Origin of the sequence: Leptospira ryugenii (assembly GCF_003114855.1) — a bacterium.
GTDB classification, from domain to species: Bacteria; Spirochaetota; Leptospiria; order Leptospirales; family Leptospiraceae; genus Leptospira_A; species Leptospira_A ryugenii.
Map to the genome: position 1 here is coordinate 305,085 of NZ_BFBB01000004.1, position 20,167 is coordinate 325,251.

General features: G+C 39.1%; 11 protein-coding genes. 4 read left to right on the plus strand and 7 right to left on the minus strand.

The annotated features are described in order from the left end of the window. Positions 1 to 3 precede the first annotated feature (3 nt). From DI060_RS09825 to DI060_RS09840, 4 genes are read left to right on the plus strand one after another with little or no spacing between them, the layout of a single operon-like run. Positions 4 to 3,057: an Ig-like domain-containing domain gene (locus DI060_RS09825; RefSeq protein WP_108976291.1), complete on the plus strand. Its 3,054-nt coding sequence runs from the start codon at positions 4 to 6 to the stop codon at positions 3,055 to 3,057. After that, positions 3,054 to 7,280 (plus strand): hypothetical protein, encoded by a 4,227-nt coding sequence (locus DI060_RS09830; RefSeq protein ID WP_108976293.1) that lies wholly within the window; start codon positions 3,054 to 3,056, stop codon positions 7,278 to 7,280. The genes DI060_RS09825 and DI060_RS09830 overlap by 4 nt, the downstream gene beginning before the upstream one ends. 4 nt (positions 7,281 to 7,284) lie before the next feature. Next, entirely contained in the window at positions 7,285 to 10,917 is a 3,633-nt protein-coding gene (locus tag DI060_RS09835; RefSeq protein ID WP_108976295.1) for a hypothetical protein, read from the plus strand. Further along, the gene (locus tag DI060_RS09840) at positions 10,918 to 12,237 is read left to right on the plus strand and encodes an OmpP1/FadL family transporter (RefSeq protein WP_108976297.1); all 1,320 of its coding nucleotides are present in this window, start codon (positions 10,918 to 10,920) and stop codon (positions 12,235 to 12,237) included. A gap of 6 nt (positions 12,238 to 12,243) precedes the next feature. Here the strand turns inward: DI060_RS09840 and DI060_RS09845 are convergent, their stop codons facing one another. The 7 genes from DI060_RS09845 to DI060_RS09875 all read right to left on the minus strand — a co-directional run bounded on the left by DI060_RS09845 (position 12,244) and on the right by DI060_RS09875 (position 19,801). Continuing rightward, entirely contained in the window at positions 12,244 to 13,449 is a 1,206-nt protein-coding gene (locus DI060_RS09845; RefSeq protein ID WP_244594345.1) for a DUF445 domain-containing protein, read from the minus strand. A 47-nt stretch (positions 13,450 to 13,496) separates the two neighbouring features. After that, positions 13,497 to 14,066: a TetR/AcrR family transcriptional regulator gene (locus DI060_RS09850; protein ID WP_108976301.1), complete on the minus strand. Its 570-nt coding sequence runs from the start codon at positions 14,064 to 14,066 to the stop codon at positions 13,497 to 13,499. Between the two features lie 321 nt (positions 14,067 to 14,387). Beyond that, positions 14,388 to 14,870 carry a hypothetical protein gene (locus DI060_RS09855; RefSeq protein WP_135355033.1) on the minus strand — a complete coding sequence of 161 codons (483 nt, stop codon included), beginning with the start codon at positions 14,868 to 14,870 and terminating at the stop codon, positions 14,388 to 14,390. Positions 14,871 to 14,875: 5 nt separating this feature from the next. Next, positions 14,876 to 15,427: a hypothetical protein gene (locus tag DI060_RS09860; RefSeq protein WP_108976305.1), complete on the minus strand. Its 552-nt coding sequence runs from the start codon at positions 15,425 to 15,427 to the stop codon at positions 14,876 to 14,878. After that, on the minus strand, positions 15,424 to 16,071 hold the full coding sequence (locus DI060_RS09865; RefSeq protein ID WP_135355034.1) for a hypothetical protein: 648 nt from the start codon (positions 16,069 to 16,071) through the stop codon (positions 15,424 to 15,426). Before DI060_RS09865 ends, DI060_RS09860 begins: the two co-directional genes overlap by 4 nt. 99 nt (positions 16,072 to 16,170) lie before the next feature. After that, a complete protein-coding gene (locus tag DI060_RS09870) occupies positions 16,171 to 17,616 on the minus strand; it encodes a helix-turn-helix domain-containing protein (RefSeq protein ID WP_108976309.1) in 1,446 nt (481 codons plus the stop codon). A gap of 109 nt (positions 17,617 to 17,725) precedes the next feature. Beyond that, a complete protein-coding gene (locus DI060_RS09875; protein WP_209452019.1) occupies positions 17,726 to 19,801 on the minus strand; it encodes an Ig domain-containing protein in 2,076 nt (691 codons plus the stop codon). Between the last annotated feature and the right edge of the window lie 366 nt (positions 19,802 to 20,167).

Here is a 20,167-nt window from a genome sequence, read left to right on the forward strand (position 1 = left end):
TGTATGGATAGAAAGAAGATGGTAAGAACTTGTGTGATGGCCGTTTTAGTGTTCATCACATTACAGTGCAAGAACGGCAAATCAACTAATGTTGGATCTGAGTTCAGTGCGGTTTTGTCTTCAGGCTCAAACCCTGTAGACAGCCGCCAAACCCCAGTCGATCCAATCAGTTTTGCGCCAAACCTTCCCACAGCGGTAGGATTTGGAAGTTCTGGGCCTGAAGTTCGTTTCCTCTTCCTTACCAATAGTGTGGATCGATATAAACCACTAGAATTCGAATTTTCAGAGGCTATGGATCCAGTTTCGGTCTCCAATGCTCTCACGATTAAAAATATCACAACGGATACTGTTCTTTCCAATTTCAGTCTTCGTTGGACAAGTCCAGTCAATCTCTCCATCAGGTTTGGCGAAGAGCTCAACTCCGACCAATTGTATGAAGTAGAGATCAGTTCTATTGCCAGAAATGCCAACTTGAATGCTTCTCTTCTCGTCTTTCGCCAATCCTTTCGTACAGAGAAAGCCATTCAGATTTCCCGAAGTCTGCTTGTAAATACAACTCAAATGTTTCCCATTGGAACCAACAAAGGTATAGTCTTAAACAAAAATACAACGACGAGTCTTCGACTGAATATTGCGGTCAATCATCCAGAGGTTACTAAAGAAATCCTACTTTGTAAGCTTGGCCTATTGGATTCATCAAATCCACTAGCGGTTGTTTGCTCCTCAATGGTTGCGACAGGGGTAAAACTATGTAGTGGTGATTGTACAGCAAGTCTCAGTTTTGATTTACTCAACTCATCTATCCTTCCACCAAATATTGGAAGTAACCTTTACTTTATCCGAGTTGAGACCCTAGCAGGAAGTTTTAGTTATTTTAGTGTCAACTTTCAATATGGAGAATTAGCAGCAGACCCAAATAGCAAGTTACCAAAAATCGCAAATTTGATGATTGGCCAAGACTCTGGTATTGGTGCTATATCTGAACTCATCACTCGGTTTGCAAAAGGGAATTTCAAATTATATGATACCCTAAGTTCTTCCGATAAATCGCTAAACCAATTCATCAACAAAAAATCAAATCATTTCCCAGGTGGAAATTGTATCCCTTGGCCTTCAGCTAAATTAGCGAGCGCACCTTCACCCAATAAAATTGATTATCTATCGACCATTGGGCCTTTTTGTGGCATTGAAGTAACTGGAACTATATTTGAAAGCAATGCCTATCCTGATGTTAACTATAGAGCCAAGGCAGACATTTACATTACCAGTTTAACGATCGATGAATCCAGTTTTCCATCAGGAGATACAAACTTAAACTTCCAATTTGATATCAAGAATGGAATATTTGATATCAATATTCTTGGAAAAAAACTACGCGGAAAGTTTTCGATTGTATTGAAAGTTGAAGAGATAGAATTCTTTGACTATTTGCTCGCAAACACCTTGGTATACTATGGCCAATCAATTCCGGGCACCGACGGAGATGAAGTCAGCTTTGCATACAATGAAGACCCACCAGTTGAAGTAGCCAGAAGAGCCTTTGTGCGATCCCTACTCCAAGTGAACGCACAAGGTAAACTAAATCTTACCGTTCAACCTTATTCATTTCCTTCTAATTTCCAATCCAATATAGACTGCCTGAGTCTTCCGAGTACTGTCTCTCCCTCCTATGTGTTTGCTTGCAATCCCTTTGCGAGCGATTGGGCAAATCATATTCAAGTGAACCAAGTTACAGGTACGGGAGCCGTGGCCGCTATTGTAGCAGATGTTATCAATCAACAAATCCCTAGCTTGAAAAATAAAATCGTACAGAATGTACTTAAGGATGTAACTGAGAGAGTCACTCCGGAGATTTTGAACAACATCCTTGGACAATTGGATTCGGGTATTTTGATTGGTTTACCTGACTATTTGCCAAAGCCATTAAACCAGGTTGTACTAAAACTCAATGCAAATTTAGAACAAGACACAGCTGCCAAACAAGATGGAACAAACTTTGGTTTAGAAGGGAGTTTAAATGCTTCCTTGGTCACTTGCGTGAAAGATTCCTTGAACAGATGTCCATGGGATGTCGGATACACTAGGCCATCCTTTCCCGTCTCTCCTTATGGAACACAATCTTATATCAGAACAAAATCTAATCTATCCTTCAGCTCCAATCTAGCCAATACGAGTGCCAATCCCGGAGTATTGTTAAAGCTACACCCTGATCTAATCAACCAAGCTCTTTACCATTTATGGTGGAACGGAGGATTCAACTTTGAAATTGATAAACCCTTTATCGAGAGTATCAACCAGTTTGCAGGTTCTTCTTCCTTACTGAATTTGACAACTTCACTTCTAAAGGCTGATCCCATTGTTACCATCTTTGCACCAGGACAGAACAATGTAAAAACTGCTAATGGTGCCATCTATCCCAATGATGATATCGTACTTTCATTGCAGCCAGTACACCCAATTTACTTAGAAAAAGGTGAACTTTCTGGCAATGCAACACTTGAACAAACAAAACTAAAAATTAGTTTTGCCGATTTAGAAATTACGATACGAGGGAAACGATCAGATAGCCAAAGACCAAATTGCCCATCCCTGGAATGTAAAGATGGCAACCTCTATACCATTGCCAAGGTCAGGATCAGCTTAAAATCAAATGCAAATCTCAGTTTTGGGAAGTATGCCTTACCCAATTGTGTTGGTACGTGCACATTTTCTAGTTCAATCCTTGCCTCCATAGGAAATCCAAGTTTGCGAATCGTAACAAGCAAAGATATCGGGGAATTATTTTATTTAATTGAACCATTAGAAGGACAGGTCAATAATCCACTCGCTCTCAGACCATCGGGTATCAAAGAAATTGTAAACCCTCTCGTAAAATCGCTCATCGTTCCTCTTTTGAATAATATCACAAGAGATATCCCATTACCAAAATTGCGTGCCTGTGGAATGGAACTGTATGACTTAGAAACCTTGCCCATCCCTGGCAACGAAAGTGAAACCTACGTACTCTTACATGCAAAGGTGCAGAATATTCTTTTCACAGGGAGCTGCCGATTATGAAACGAGTATTTGTCCTTTTCCTCTCACTCACGATTTACTGCAGTGGATCACCTGGCGAAAAAAATCAAATCGCTGGTTTATTTGAATCTTTATTTGTAAGTAGTTCGAATCAATCTAGCACCGTCGGTGTATCCTCTGATTTCTCAAATGTCACCCCACCTAATGCCACTGATGTTGTGATTGCGGCAAATACATCTTCTTTACCAAGTCTCACCCCAAACCTAGATTTGAGTTTTATTTCTGCACCAGGTGGTGTTCCCAGTTTGGTACGAGAAATGAAATTAGAAATAGATGGCAATGAATACACGAATGCTGCAATCTTTCACTTTGCAGAGAAAGCCATAGGAACAAACGAGAGGAAACTTGCAAAAATCAAAAATATGGGAACGGATACAATTACTATCGTATCTGCGGAAGTGATATCTCCATCCAATCAATTTAAATTTATTAATTTAGGTGCCTATTCTGGATCCTCCTCAAGAACGATTGCTCCAAACCAATCTCTTGAATTCGAAATAGAATTTCTCCCAACAGAATCCGGAGTTAAGATTGGAAGCTTACGCATCCTTTCCGATGATCCAAATCTACCCGAAAAGATTCTGGAGTTGAAAGGAACAGGTGCTGTCGCTCCAAGTGCCATTGTGATGAAACAAGCAAACGTTGTATCTAGATTTGATTCAATCGTGATTGAGTTTTCTCATTCTATGGACCGAGATACAATTTGTCCTGCAAATGAACCTTCCAATTTTTTCCCAAACAACCAAAATAATATTCGGATCTCCAAGGATCTAAATGTCCCTTCACTCTCAATTTCTGGGAATTGTTATTGGAATACATTCAGACAATTGGTAATCGATCCAATAGAATCTCTAGAGCCAAACACCCGTTACTATATACAGATTCCAGGTGGAAAATTATTCGGCTCAAATACTGAACTTTATTGTTTGCGTAGACTTGATGAATCTCCCTGCTCAAACCAGAAATTGATTGCTGATTTTCGGACAGAACCAGCATTTCTTTTCAATGTTTCAATTCAGCCTAACTTAGCAATCCACCCTTCTCCCAATGGAAAAGCAGCGATTGTGAATAAAAACATCGTACCTCAAGTGATCATCCAAAGCTCAGTCTCTGATCTGGCCGATGCGGACTCGATCAAAGTAAAGAAATTGATAAACCCTCCAAGCAGTGCATCTGTTCCCTGGTCTGCAAACTTAAACCTTAGCACATTAACAGATACCACACTAAGGCCTACAGACGGTGCCAACACATACTACTTGGAGATCAAGAAAGATGCCAAATTCTATTACCGAGTTTTTGGATTCCACTATGGCAATACAGCAACAAATCCAAATGAACCAATTCCATCTACAGCCAGAATCAATATTGGAAATGGCAACAATGGGATCAATGTTCTAGGAAGACTTTTGGAAAGGCTGTTCAAATCCAATGGGAATATGGATTCATTTACTGATAACTTTAGAATTGGCGGAAAGACATTCAGTGATCCAATAATAGAATTTACTGGGACAACCGAAAATAATTGCGCTCGAATAAAACCTAGTTCTTTAGTAGGAATTCGAGAAGGCCATATATTGCGCGGAGTTTCATTACCACCTAACACATTTGTTAGATCTATTATTCAAACAGGTTCTTTGCCTGCTGGAGATGGCTGTCCAAACAATAGCACATTCAATTCAGCACCATTATTGCAGTTGAGTCGTGCAGCAAACGATGGATTTGGTGATACAAATTCAAATCTTAAAATTACGGCGGGACCTGATATCGGTAAGGTAGTTTCTCTTACTAATGGCTCAAATCTTATCAATTTTGATAATACCACAGACCTTTATCCTGGAATTTTTATCAACCATCCAAATCTTCCAGCAGACACAACCCTCTTAAGCCAACAAACAGCGAATAGTTGGACAATGTCCAATAATAGCAATGCAACGATAACCAATACAACGGCGGTCTTAGGGAGAACCTTTATGCAGAATCCCAAGAGAACTGGAACTGTATTAACGGGTACAGACGCCTTAGGACAATCCTGCCTTTCCAATCCAAATGATTTTGGTGTTAGCAAAGAGTTAAACCATTTGTTATCCATAGGTCCCTTTTGTAGGATCAATTGGTCCTGGGGAGGGTTTATTGCCAATGGTCGATCCGATGTGTATGTCACAAACATGACGATAGAAAATAGAACAAACACATCACCTAACGATAATTTACTAGTCCAATTGACACCTGCCTCGGGATCTAGTTCGGCTGGGCAAGTGAATCTCAATTTAAATGGGAAAAGACTGAGAGGAACTCTACGATTGTTTATGCATTCAGGCGGTGGTTTGGCTGGAGGATTGGCCAATGGAGCTATCTACGATGTTGATTTTGTGATGAGTCCGAGCGGTGGTTGCAATTCAGGAGCAAGTTTTCTAAACTACGACCCCTCCGTTAATTATCACTTAGCACAAGCCTCAGCAAGCATAAACGTACCGTCCACAAATGGCTCCATAGACTTAAACATTTTAAATCCTTCTTCATGGCAAAACAATCCGAATGCTACCGACTTTAAAGTCACAGCGTGGAATTCAGCAATTTGTGCATACAATGTAAGAACTATCAAACCAGGAACCTTTGACAGTATCATCCAAGCAGTCTTAGAATCAGTCATCCCAGGCATACAATGGCGAGTTGTCCAAGGAGTGATAAGAGATACAATCCAGTCGGTAACACCAAATATATTAAATGCTCTTTTTTATCAGCTAAGAAAGGATACAAATGCAAATGGAATCGATATCAACCTCCCCAGCTACTTACCAACTCCATTTAACAAAACCAAGCTGAATTTAGGAGTTAACTTAAAACAAGATACCACAAATCGAATCCATGCAGACGGACTTGATTTAACGGCCGCAACGTTCGTAAACGTATGCCAAAAAATAGATTCCAATTCTACAACTTGTTTGAACAGAGATGATATCGTAGATAAACCTGCAGCACCCCATCTTCTAACTGGCTATGAAAACAATTTTCTTGTATACAATGGAGGGAATGCCCCAAGATCCCAATTGAGTCGATCTGCAATCAATGGCAACCAAGGTACGGGGAAAATAGCGGACTCTGAAGGCTCTGGAGTTTTGGTATCCATACATTCAGATATCATCAACCAAACACTCTATCATTTTTGGTGGAATGGTATTCTCAATTTAAAACTAGACCAAACATTCGCTGACCAAATCAAAGCCTTCAGAGGGGAAGGGGATCGTTTGTTCCAAATCTTTCAAATTTTGTTAAAGGCAGATTCGATTTTGAAGGTTTTGGCACCTGGTCGCAATTCTCTTTACTTCAAAGATTCCGGCAATACGGTCCGTAAGATCCAAAACACGGATGATATTTTCTTTAAGGTAGAACCACTTTTACCCCCCAATGTAAAATTCTCAAACCCAAACCAGTCACAAACCATAAACAATGCAAAACACCCACTTATGGATTTTGAATGGACTGATCTTTTGATAAAAATATATGGCAAACAAGGGAATGATGAATATTTATTAACTACTTTAAAGATTGGCATTTCCACCAAACTCTATTTTGGTGCTACAAAATTTACCTCGGGAGTGGCATGCACAGGATTGAATCCATCCAACTGTTCTGGTAGTGAAAATGATTTTTTCCAAGTCTCCTCAGTCCAATTGAATCTTTGTGATGATAACAATGAAACTGATCTTCAAAATGATTCGCTTCCTTCTCAATCCAGAAGAGTAGATTGTGATGCTCTGAGAACTGGTTTCAATGATGGAGATCAAAACAATGATCTAGATCTTTTTTATAGTTTAGAAGTTTTAGATTCAAATATTTACAATCCAAGCGGCTTAAATCCCGACGGAATCAAAGAGGTTTTTAACCCAACGGTCCAACGTTTGATCGTCCCTATCATCAATTATGTGTTGGAGTATATCCCTCTCGAAAGAAAAAATAAGAATCTAAATAAGGACTTCACATATTCCTTTCCCAACTATGCGTACGCAAGCGGTACAAAAGAGGATCCCAATGCTTCCGGAAATAAAATTGCTGCTAATTGTGGTATACGGTTGAATGATCTTGTTTCCCTTCCCTACTCCAATCAATATTCAATTGTCAGCGGATCCACAACTGAAACTAACCCATACATACTCTTAAATTTAAAATTATCCAGTTATACATTCTGGGGAAATTGTAATTTGTAATTTTATGAAGAACAAGATTTTACTTTTCCTAATCTGTATTCAACTAGGGTATTCTTGCAAAGGTAATAATACAAACTTCAATGACAAAAATCTATTTTGGGATGGACTGCTTAACCAAGGTGGCCTTCAACTTTTTTCATTGTTTGATGCCTACCCCGCTTTGAAGAGTGGAATCAACAAATTGGAGGCGCTTGAATTCAATCTTAGATTGAACCAATCACTAGAAAGAATTAGACCTCAATTGCCTGATATATTAGCAGGACTAGGCCATGTATTTAATGATGATCAAAATGCTTTAAAACGCACACTTTCTTTTCTTTCCAATGAAATCAAATATTTACGAGAAGCAAAACCAAGCTTATATTCCTCTGCAACTGCTACCTTCGATAAAATTCGAAAGTCAGAGGGGAATGTATTACCGAATTTAATCCCTCTCTCAAACCTCAGTTTTCAGGAGCTATTGAAAACAAAAACAGAAGAATCTATATCCAGCTCCATCCAAAGAATCAATGAAAATCTGAAAGATGAAGATACAATTTCATTCTTAAGAAAAACAGAGATTATCCTTGGCAAATTACTAAAACGTAATTCCCAAACAAAATCTGGGCTTACGAATGTTTTGTCTGGTCTACTCCAAACAAAAAGTTCTAATCTTTTTACAGCCATATTCGATACATTAGGTGGTATAGGCGAAGGGTTTAGCTATAAGGCAGGAATTGGATCTGGCTTTAAAAACAGTGGAACCTCCTTAAAAGAATTATTTCTCAATTTATTTGAATACTTCACTCCCTCTGGATCAAAATTCGACTCTATTTATTCCAACAGCAAATACTCAAGCCAGTTACGATTTTTTTTACGCGATCTGCTCATCCACGTAAGGCAGTTCATAGTGACTCCACAAACACTGATTAAAGACACAAATGATCCGCTCCTTGGGCGAATTGCTGAAGCATACCACCAGTTAAAATTCACAAAATCTCTACCGAAAGCCAATGATTCATTTCAAAAAATGTTAACTTTAGACATTAGAGGTAGAAATCGAACTCTTGACGCTTCCTCCGACAATATTTCTTTGCTAGAGCAACTTTTATTAACAGTAGGTATCTCGAATGATTTTGGATACTACTGGTCGAACGATCCTTTTGAGCCTCAAATTACTGGTCCATCAGGAGGAGTTCTCACTCTAGGAGACTCATTGTTCAGCTTATCATCTAAGCTAAAGTCAGTAGGTATTGTCGTACGAAATGCATCTGCCAATGTTTCATCGACTACCTTGAGTTTGAACAATGCAGATTTAGCTATCCAAGTAGGTGATTCTGTTTTCGGAATTGGGATTAGCAATGGCACCACCGTAAGTTCAGTAGCGAATTCTTCAGTACAGTTATCCAATGCAACGACAGCTATGGTAAATGACCAGGCTATAACATTCAAAAGAAATACCTCTATTTCCAATTTAGGCATATCTGCGGCTATCTGGAACTCAGCTATATCGGGACGAGTCCAGAAGAACGGACAAGTAGAACGGATCAATCTCAATACTCCCGTTTTGTCTCGTATTGAAAATGAAGGATTTTCAGCATCTACCAATGACCCAATTTATACTAAGACTTTACCTTGGATATTAAAGAGCATTAGTTCCACGATTTATGGAGGCCAAGGTCCTTACTTTAATAAAAATCGAAAGAACAAGAATGGCGAGATCGAAACACTAGATGGACGAATCTATAAAGATAGCTCAGGAAATGATCTCATATATAAACAGGAATGGAATACCTCACGTTATAAAATTCTGGTTAAGAATTCCGAAAACGGTGAGGTACGATATGTGAGTTTAGGGGGAAGAGATTTCCCAAACACTGATACGGGAAATGGGACGCATTATCATATCTCTGAAATATCCATCCCAGATAGTGAGCGCGAGGTAAATGATGATGAAGAGGCATTCTATAAAAACTTCACTTGGTTAATGTACAAAAAGAGATTTGTCATCGTAGTCCCAGTAGCATTGGAAGCCCTCGGTAGTACTGTACAAGATGCTGTTTATATCGTCATCGTATCCAATGGTCTCAAAGGTTTAATTGATGTTAAGCCATTCTGCAACGAATTTCAATGCTCCGAATTTGATTCCGGCAAATGGCTCAAGGCAAATTATACTATAAAGAATGATATAAAGGCATTTGGAGATTTACAAAATTTTTCCAATATACCAGGTGACTCTTGCTTTTTAGTGGAAGTTTGGGGTTATGGGATTAGTCCATCGGCAGATGATGTTTTAGGATTTGTAGATGATACAACGTTTCAACAGGTTTATAGACTTATCTTATCAAAATTCAACGTACCTAATGAATTCTACGGACCGATACCGCCTGCAATCGCTGCTGGCTTTCCAAGTTTAGAAAGACTAGGGTTTTTATCGCAAAATATTGTCCCTCCCGAATCTACTTCTTCGCACTGGGAAACGAGAAACCATATCCTTCCGCTTGTCAGCTCGCTTGCTCATGCTTTGGTTCAAACATCTGATTCTTCGTCAAACAAAAGTTCGTTTCCCCTACTCACCAATTTGGTGGAAACCTTAAACCGACCTTTTCTCTTTGAGGCGGTTGACCCAACGGCGGCTGGTGATACAGAAGATACGGCTTCGCCAAATCGCAATGTGTTGATAAAACAATATCGTATCAGAGGAAATTCTGGATCTTTCGGCATGAGATCTCCCAATATGCCAAATTTCACTTTGTATTACCCAAATTCTGAATTGAGATCTCATCTCTCTTTCCTGATTGAAAACCAGAGAAAGTGGAATGATGGAATCTTGAATGCACTAAGCAAAGGTAGTTTCATCGAATCTCTCTTTCGTTCCCTTTACGAATGGGGAAACCCAGAACTCAAAACAAATCGTAACTTGAGTATCATCGGCTTACAACAGATAGCCTTCGAAGCAAAATTGGAAACAGAAAGTCCTACAGTAAGTCAGTTTTCGATTGATCGATTCTCCTTCGAGGTTGAGAACTATGTGTCCTCTCTTATCCTAGAACGTGGTAGAAATATAAGCCATCCAAACTATTCGTTTATCGATGATATAGAAACATTCTTTTCTACTATTTTAAACTCTAAGTCATCCTATTCATATACGAACTCTCTTCGCCAAGCAACCATAAGTCTTTCAGAGGTAGAGTTAAGCTCAACGGAAATCTTCGCAATGATTGATTGGGTGGGACTACTCTTCACTTCTGAGGAAGGGAATCAAAGGGGATTTTTCATTACTCTTTTAACTGCCCACGTCCCAGAACTTTTGGATCACTTAAAAGGTAAATCGCTTCCTCTCATTCAAATTTTAGAAACTTTGACTGCCAATTCATCGTTCTTGCAGTTCTTTTATACGCGAGTGCAAAGTGATTTTTCCTCAAATGCGATCTTCGAAGATTGGGAAAGATTTTTCATGAGTTCAATGATCCAACAACCAAGTCGCGACAAAAATGATTTGCTTTACAATATAAGCCAAACCTGTAATATCTTTTCTCAAGTTCTAAGGGCACCGCAAAGACCTATGCAAACTGATTATTGGTTCGTAGACCAGGTAAATAGACAAAATGAATTGAGTATATTTGATAACCTCAATTTCCTCTTTTCAAAAAAATAAATGAAACGCCCCATATTGATCCTTATCCTTTTCCTATTGCCTGTGATTCTGATAGCGGGTTCCTATGGAGATGTGTATGGTGGATTTCCGCGCCAATCGGGGATGGCGGGCGCAGTGTCTTCTTTTGTGAATAACTCTTCTTCTCCGTTTTACAACATTGCTGGATTAGCGAGAAAGAATGAACAAGAATTGATCCGCGAAAAGTCTGCTGATCCAACGAAAGAGGAAAGACAAGGATTTCACGAGCTGAGCCTTTCCTATAATTATGTAGATCCCAGAATTAGTACAAATTTGGCGAGAAGGGAAAGTCTCTCTGAAACAAAAGATCACCACCTAACGTTTGGTCTGACTTTAAACTTAAATGAAATTTATAAAACAAATAACAGGCTTCGTTTTGGGATCAATTTGATAAGCCCTGCCACTGGAAATTTGGTTACAATCAATGATCAAAATCCAAACGTACCAAGACCCATCCAATCGGGTGCAGCCAACGAACGTCCCATCATTCTGGGAGGACTTGCCTATGAAATTTGGAAAGACCATTTGTTCTTTGGAATTGGATTCAATGCGTTTCTAAGAGGAGGAGGTTCTATCCTTCTAAAAAATGTTCCGATCTCACAAAATCAGTCTACACCTGACCAGCAAGTGATATTACAATTGAAACCTATCATCAATCCTATCTTTGGATTACAATTTCATTGGAGAAATTTTGATTTCGGCCTTTCGTATAGAAGAGAAACCTTTTTATCCGTAGACCCTCTCGCCACAAGAGCTCAAACCACTCTCCTTGGCATCCAACTTGATCTAGACTTAGCCTTATTGGATTTGTACCAACCCAAAGTATATACAGGTGGAATCTCATATCTACATAAAGAGAGATATAGATTTGGATTTGATGTGAACTTAGAAAAATGGAGTGAATACCGAATCTCTAGGACCAAAGCTACTTACAGTGGCGCACCAGAAGTGAAAGACACAACAAATCTAAGGTTTGGATTCGAATATTTGTGGAAACCCGAAACAAGCTTTCGTCTTGGTTATGCGAGAAGGCCTAGTGCAATCGGTGATACGAGTGGAAGGGCAAATCTCTTGGATTTTGATCGCAACATTTACACCATTGGCATGAGTTATACGATAACTGACCAAACCTCAAGCTATTTAGCCAATCTAAAAAAGGCAATCGTATTGGATCTAGTACTCGACTACCAAACCTGGACTTCAAGAGAGATTACGAAGAGAGAGCCCTCCCCTGACAATCCCAATTATAGTTATGGAGGAAAAGCTCTGCACATAGGTTTTGGAATCACAACATTCCTTTAAAAAGTTTTAAACAAGTATCATTTGCAAAAAACCGATACAGCCACCTAAAAAAGCTCCCACAAGGATAAGCAAAAGTTCATCTTCTTGGAATGCAGAGCGCAATATAGATTCAAAATCTTTAGAAGAGAGTTGAATCATCTTTTCCGACATCTCCTTTTCTAATTCCAATGAGCGGTGGACATATCGGTCTAGGTCACGTGCCTGCAAAACAGTTGCTTCTGAAATTTGTTTAGAAATTGCTAATTTTGTCTCTTCGTATTTTGACCATTTTGTTTGTGTCTTTAACAAAGGTCTGGTGAAAGTTGTGATCTTATCAATTTGTATCAAAATTTCCGTTTGTATATCATGGATTAAAATATCGGCCGCTTTCCCAAATAATAATTCATCGAGTATGTTCTTTGCACTGAGAATCTCTTCCGAAACTATCTTTGCAAAGGATCTTGATACTTCTACTTTCCGTTTCAAAAACAAACCATGGTAATGGACAACACCGAAGTATGTTCTGGGCTCCAATGGTCTAAATATCATTTGGATCGCGAGAAAATTTGTAATGTAGCCTACCAGAACTCCTTGTAATGGAAGACTCCAAGGCAGCGGATATTGAAACCAAAAAAACAATTGGAAAAGCCCGATCAAAAACCCAAAGTAAAGGCCAGATCTCTCGATAAACTTGAATTCTGGTCCCCCAACTGTTTGGAACATCTCCACTATCAGATTGGTGTTCTCACCAGTCATTTTGTCATAGACTAGCTTTTTGATATCTAATTTTGAATGCAGGTCCGTTTGGATTTCTCTGATGATTTTTTTGATTATATTCCCACTTTCTGTTTTAATTTTTAAAATAATCTCTTTTCGAAATGATTCTGGAATTTTTTCCCAGAGTTGTGGTTCGATTCCATTCGCAATCTCTTTTGCAGTGCTTTGCAAAACAGGCTCGAGAGAAGCAAGCAAGTTGGTCTCAATGATGGTTTCATCGATTCGTTTGGTTACCTGTTGCACATCCAAAAGTTTTTCTGTGATGACTTCTACAAATTTTGAACCTATCTTATTTGCCTTCCTAGGGATGATGCCTTGCCAACCAAAGAAGGGAGGGTAGCCATAAAACCGAATGGGATAAAATGTCATCTTGATTGCTAACCAATTGGTAATATAACCAATCAATGCATAGGTGAAAGGCATAGAAAATAAGATAAGCTTACTGGTATCTTCCATTGCTACCCATGCAAAAAGTAGCACCAATCTTACTTTAAAAACGATTCTTAGTCAATATTTTTTGCCTGGTCTGAAAATAGATTTCCTAAGTATCCCAAACCTTCAAAAAATTCTATCCAAGAAGTATCTTCGTCTCCTTTTGATTTCAAAAATAAGGCACCCACAAAAAAAGCAAGAAATGCCTTCCCTCCATTTCCATTTGTCTCTTTTTGGAAGAAACGATTTAATGCTGTCTCATAGGCCAAGAAAGAATCATCAACTAACTTTTGTAATTCTCTAGAATCAGAGAGGTGTCGTTTCACATCAATTGCCAACAAAATCAAATTTAAAAAATGCATCTCCTTTCCTGAAATAAAGTTCATAATATCGATGATGCTCGTTGTATCTTCAGATAGTTTATGAATAGCCTCAGCATCTAAGGTCACCAAGTGTTTCACCATAGAAGAAAAAAGGGCTTCTTTTGTTGGGAAATAATGGTATAAGGTGCCTGTTGACACTCCAAGTTCTTTGGAGAGTTCCCGCATTGAAACGGAAGCAACACCCTTAGACACAAAAATGGGTAAAGATTTCGAGAGCAATTCAATTCGATATAGATTATGATCAACGATCTTGGGCATACTTGCGAGATCTCCAGTGTCAATTTAAGTAAACGCCAGGAGAGTTCAAAAAGGCAAGGGTATTTTCTGCGTTTTGCCTATCGGATTTTCGCATTTCTGCGCACTCTTTTTATTTCCAAAATGGAATCATTCTTTGGCAAATCATTCCAATACGGTTCATGCATAGGCGGATCCGCAGGCTAAGCGTAACCTCACGAGTATAAAACAAAAATCCATTGGCAAATAAAAACACCGCTCCAATACACTTCATTAGATCTGATGCTTCTCAATGTGAAAACATAAGAAATTTTTGAGATTCAAATAGAATGCTTAATGTATGAATTATTTTAACTCATCAGCGAAACTTCTTTGATATGCATATCGGCAATCATATTTAAATGTGGTGCTAATTTTCGTTAGACCCACTATATCAGTATGTTTTAATTCACGAATGAACGGAGACCACCGATCACCTTCACTCAAAGCTTCATTATGATGAGAACTTTTGTTCAACCCTGGGCAAATGACCACTATTGTTCCCGCATGAAAGGTTCTTGTGAGTTTTGTCACTAAAAATTCAGATTCGAGAGACCTGATCTTTATTGTATGTTTTCCAGGTGACATTACAATAAAATCAGCAAATCCATCTGGAAATGTTTGGTCATCAATTTCAACTATCCAAAAAGGACGGAGAGAACCTGCCGGAAGACGCACAGTTTCAGATTCAGCTTGTGAAGCGTTTGCCTTAATATAAGTTGTAGAAATACAATTGGATAAAGAACTATAAAAAATTACAAGAATCATGATTCTTAATTTCTGATTCATATTCATCATTTTGATTTTCCTTTGAGCATGTAAGCGTATTTTTCACTTAAAAAATCCTTAAATTTTTGCATTTCCTTTTCATCAGAAACTGTTTTATATAGATTGAGATTCACATTGATCTGCACTTTCGGTAAAACCAAGATTTCCTTCGACTTTACAGACAAAACTTCTTTCGTTTTCGTGTAGTATACTCTTGCAACTATGGCCGGTGAGAAAAAAATAAATTGCCTTACATCAAACCTAAAGGATTCATCCCTTGCAATCTCCCCTTCTCGATATTGAAAAACAATATAACCTTCTGTATCCGTTCCGACTCGCGTTCGTACTTTATCAATATAAACATCCAGAAACTCCGGGCCAAAGAGAAAGTAAAATGGGTATTTTCTCCACCAAGAAATTGGTGATACCTTATTTCCAGTATTATCAATAAATTCATACTGTACGGCAACCAGACCATACGCTTGGTTGATCTCGGTGGACTCATTCACGTTGTACTTGGATGTGGCACAACCGAAAGATAAAAGTAGTGAAACAAACAAAGCTAGTGTGATTTTCATTTATTTTTAATTTCAATTTGCGGTGCAACTCGTTGTACAATGAGTTTCCAAGATTCAACGATCTGAGTCTCGACTCCACCTGCGTTCCCGAAGAGTGGTGCAAGCCATCCCCACCACGCCGCAAGAAAAGGACCTTCTACTTTGTAGGTCTGGCTGGATTTGTTTGGCTGCTCAACTTCAAAGTAAAAGATATGTTGGAATCGTCCACTATAGGTTGGAACCAAGCCAAGCGATCCGATTGTAGCTGTGGCATTCACAGTCGATAGAACAAGGACATACCAGGGAGGGTTGTATACATCTATTTTTACTTTTATGTGAATTCCTTGTCCATTTCCATCTTTACTGAGTTTGGCGTTCGGGAAGCCACCACCCTTGATCGCCTTTTCGAGCCATTCTTCTGTCTTTTTGAATTCCTCGGGTCGGGCTTCATATACCTCTCCGCGATTCAGGATTTGAACTAATGCAAAGGTGACATTCTCTGATTTTGCTACCATATCTTTTGTTGGCAAAGGGTAATGTCCTATTTGGAGCGAAGTACATGCGCCCAATGCGAAGATAAGTACTGTGCAGAGAACGAATCGAAGGATGTTCTTTCCATTTCCCAACATACGGTTTTTAAATTGATCGTTTGTATAAAGCTGCATACGAAAGGTTATTCTATAGGATCATCTCGAATGGATCGTCCTAGATCATGAACTAGGACGAAAAAATTAGGATAAACGCGAAAAATTGAATCGAAACGGTTAAGAGTGCAATTTTTGAAATTCAGTGGGCGTCATTTTTGTGAGTTTTTTGAAGATAGAATTGAAGGCAGACTTGGATTGGTATCCAACCGAATAGGCAATGTTTAAGATGTTTGCTTCTTTCCTCTGCAACAATCGTTTCGCTTCGTTGATACGATACTGATTGAGTAAGGAGGAAAATGTCATTTTGAAATTATGATTGATGATATAGGAAACCTGATCTTCACGTATTTGAAGTAGAGAAGCTAACTTCCTGAGTGATAATTCTGGATCTAAATAGACTTTTTCGTTCTCAAACATTTCGCTAATTTTCTGTACATACACATTTTGATCTAAATTAGAAATCCTTGTTTTAGACGAGTCTTCACTTCTGTCCTTTCTAAATGTCTGGATCTCTTTAACATTTTGAATTTGTGCTTCCAAACGAAAGTATCTACGAACGGAAAATTCACCCAAAGGCAATAGAAAACAGAATAATCCAAATGAGAGCAAAGGAAATTCTAAGTTTTTAGTAAAATAGGAAATCCCCATCTCCATAAATGCAAACAAAAGAAAAATGATGATTCCATACAATACACTTCTTAAATTGTATTGAGGTTGGCGGATTGCCATAAATAGAGGAGGAAAGAATACAAACAAGAAGGCTATACAAAGCAAATGAAAGGGAGAGACAATAGAATCAAATTCAATATCGAAGTATAAAAAAAACAAAAGTAAGAAAAATACGAAGACTAAATACGTAAGCCCGACCACTCTAAACCGTTTCCGCCAAACAGATCGTAGGAGAAAAGACAAAAACCATAATAAGGCACCCGGGAAGAGATACAATGAACCTAATAGTATGGGTATCCAATATTCTGAAGTAACCGAGGGAAATAACATCCCAAATAATTCATTGCCGATCGAAATGCTATAAATCCCCGCTAAGAAGAGCAATAAGGAAAATGCCAGGTATTGTAAGTGAGTTTGCCGTAATAAAAAAACATAGAAGGAAAATATCCCGATGAATAGATACAAAAACCCAAAGAGAATGAGAAATCCATCTTTCTTTATCTGGTATTGCCATAAATCCGACATGGATCCGTACACAACTGGGTTTAAAACCATGCGGTCTTTTTGGCCAAAAATAGAGATATTCAATTCACACTGGCTGGCAGTTGCCTGCACAAAAAGATTCTTAGAGCCAGACCGTTCTCCTTCCGGAGGATGGATGAGAATTTGGTTACAGAATGAAATGATAGTAGGAGCATTCACTGTGACCATTACGTACCAGGGACGATGTTCTGAGCTCAGAACTGTTTTTCTATGCTGTACTCTGATGCTGGCGCCAGACTTCTCTAGGCTTATCTGATCCCACTCAATTTCTCTTTTATCTCCCGGGAAGGTACAAGATGAGAAACCCAAGCCATAAAGAATTAAAAATAGAATAAGATAGCTACCTTTCACTTTGCCTAGGTTTAAAAAGCATTTTAGAAAGCGTCAATGAGAAGACAAAGGAGAGAATCTCGTTCACAAAAAAATTACGTAATTCCTAATTTGCTAAATTACCCTAGAATCAAGGAACAACCGTTATGGAAATCACACGCTCTACAAAACCATGAGCATTCGTAGCTCGAATCGTAAAATTTGTAGGGCCAAAAGTCGTAGAAGAAGTTCCCATTATTTGGCATGTTGTATTGTTAAGTGAAAAGCCAGTGGGGAGCGAGGGAGTCGATAGACAGCTGATGAGAGGGGTTCCGGTAAGCTGGACTTCCCAAGCAGGTAAAGGATTTGCATTAACAGGGAGAGTGAAGGGAGAACCAGGATAACTCAATGTAGGTGGTGCAGTGGATGCATTCACTGTCATCTGGATATCGGTTGAGCCAGTTCCGAAGGAATTGGTCGCTGTAATCGTATAGGTATTTGAAGAAGAAGTAGAAGTAGGCGTACCAGATATGGTACAACTTGTATTGATTGATAAACCGGCTGGAAGCGTCGGAGAGGATGTGCATGCTGAAAAAGGTGTTTCGGTAACAGTAGCGACCAAACTACTGATGGCCGTATTTTGCGTAAAACTAAACGGTGAACCTGTATAACTTAGAGTTGGGACGGAGCCTACCGTAATTTGGATCACTTTTGTATCGGAACCTGCCCCGTTCGCAGCTGTGATGCTATAGTTCATACTCGTTTGGTTTGCCGTTGGTGTCCCAGTGATGGCGCAAGTGCTCGGATTGATGCTAAGCCCCGCAGGTAAACCCGGACTGGAACTACAGGATGTTGGGGAACTTCCAGTAAGAGTTGGTGTGATGGCGGTGATCGCCACATTCCTAGTGAAGGAAAAACTTGAGGGACTAAAGCTGAGTGTGGGTGCGACGGTTTGTGGGTTGATACGAATGTCGATAACGGCATTGGCACTTCCCGATCCGTTGCTCGCCATGATCGTATAGTTGGTCGCTGATTGAGTGTTTGTTGGAGTACCTGAGATAGCACAATTGCCATTATTCAAACTTAAACCTGCGGGCAAGGGAGGACTAGCCGAACAAGATGTCAAACTACTACCTGTTAGATTGGCAGAGATCGTTGTGATAGCTGTGCCTGCTGTAAAGGTAAAGGTCGAACCTGTGTAGCTAATTGTCGGCGCAATGGTGGCCGCTGAAACTTGGATGGAGATTTGGGTAGTATTGGAACCAAAAGCATTCGATGCCGTGATTGTATGCAATGTTGATGATTGTGTCGAAGTTGGAGTTCCTGAAATGACGCAGGTAGTATTGTTAATCGAAAGTCCTGTGGGTAGATTTGGATTTGCGTTGCATGATGTCGGACTGTTTCCTGTCAAAGTTGGAGACAAACTCGCAATGGCGTTTCCTTGTGTATACACAAATGGTGAGCCCGCATAACTGATACTTGGCGCAACCCCTGTAGCCAGAACTTGTATATTCATTGAGAAAGTAGCACTTCCAAATGCATTCGCGGCGGTTATTACATATGTAGTACTTGCTTGTGCTGTTGTAGGTGTTCCTGAAATCACACAGGTGCTTGCAGATATCGTCAAACCAGCAGGAAGGCTTGTGTTGGTACTACAGGTAATGGGACTTTGTCCTGACAATACACTTGGATGGATAGGCGTAATGGCTGCATTTCTAGTTAGGATAATGCTGTTTGACGTATACGAAATTGTCGGGCTCTGGCTTAAGAAAAATGTGCCAAACTGTATTGTTGTCGTTGCAGTTCCGAACTGATTCGATGCAACTACGGTATGCTCTATAACAGGATGCCAAAAATAAGCATAACCGCTTAAGTCACAATTTTCTGGATTAAGCTTTATCGACGGATAAGGAGAGGGAAAAATTGTACAGTTTGTGAAAGGTGTCCCTTCAGTGATTGCGGGAATACTTACCTCAGCTAGAAAAGGAAGAACATAGGTTTGGTTGGCGTAAGAAACCCTGGGTGGTCTGGCATTAAATTGAGTATTTGAGGAGTCAGAGATCGTTTGGTCAGAAAGTGCCAAGAGAGCAAGAATCAATCCATTCCCAGTTTTTTCGGAACAGCTACTGTTCGAAAGACAACCTTTGTCTTCTAACACGAAGATACAATTGCCAAGAAAAAATAGCTGCACAAGTAGAATCGGGAAGGCACTTATTAGGTTTCGCATAGCAAGAAAACTTCGCTTAAAATTGAGAAAACAATTTGTTATTTTAATCGAAAAGTAAAAAACAAAGAATCGCTTCATTTTTTCAGAAAATCAATAAAACTAATTGGCATTAGTTTCATTTTTTATAAAAAAAATTTAATCTTTGTGAAAATGAATTGAGTATGATCTGTTGTCGTGACTTTCACTTTACTTCCAGTTTGACGAATACACTTTTTCATTTTTTATGCATAACCGTACATTTGCAGTGAATTTTGTGCTTATAAAGGCTTTTATCGGTTTTTGTGAAATCATTTTCGTCTCTCTCGCAGTGCGTTGGAAAGGAGACTTCACTTGTTGTAACTCTTGTTTCCTTAGAAAACCGACGGA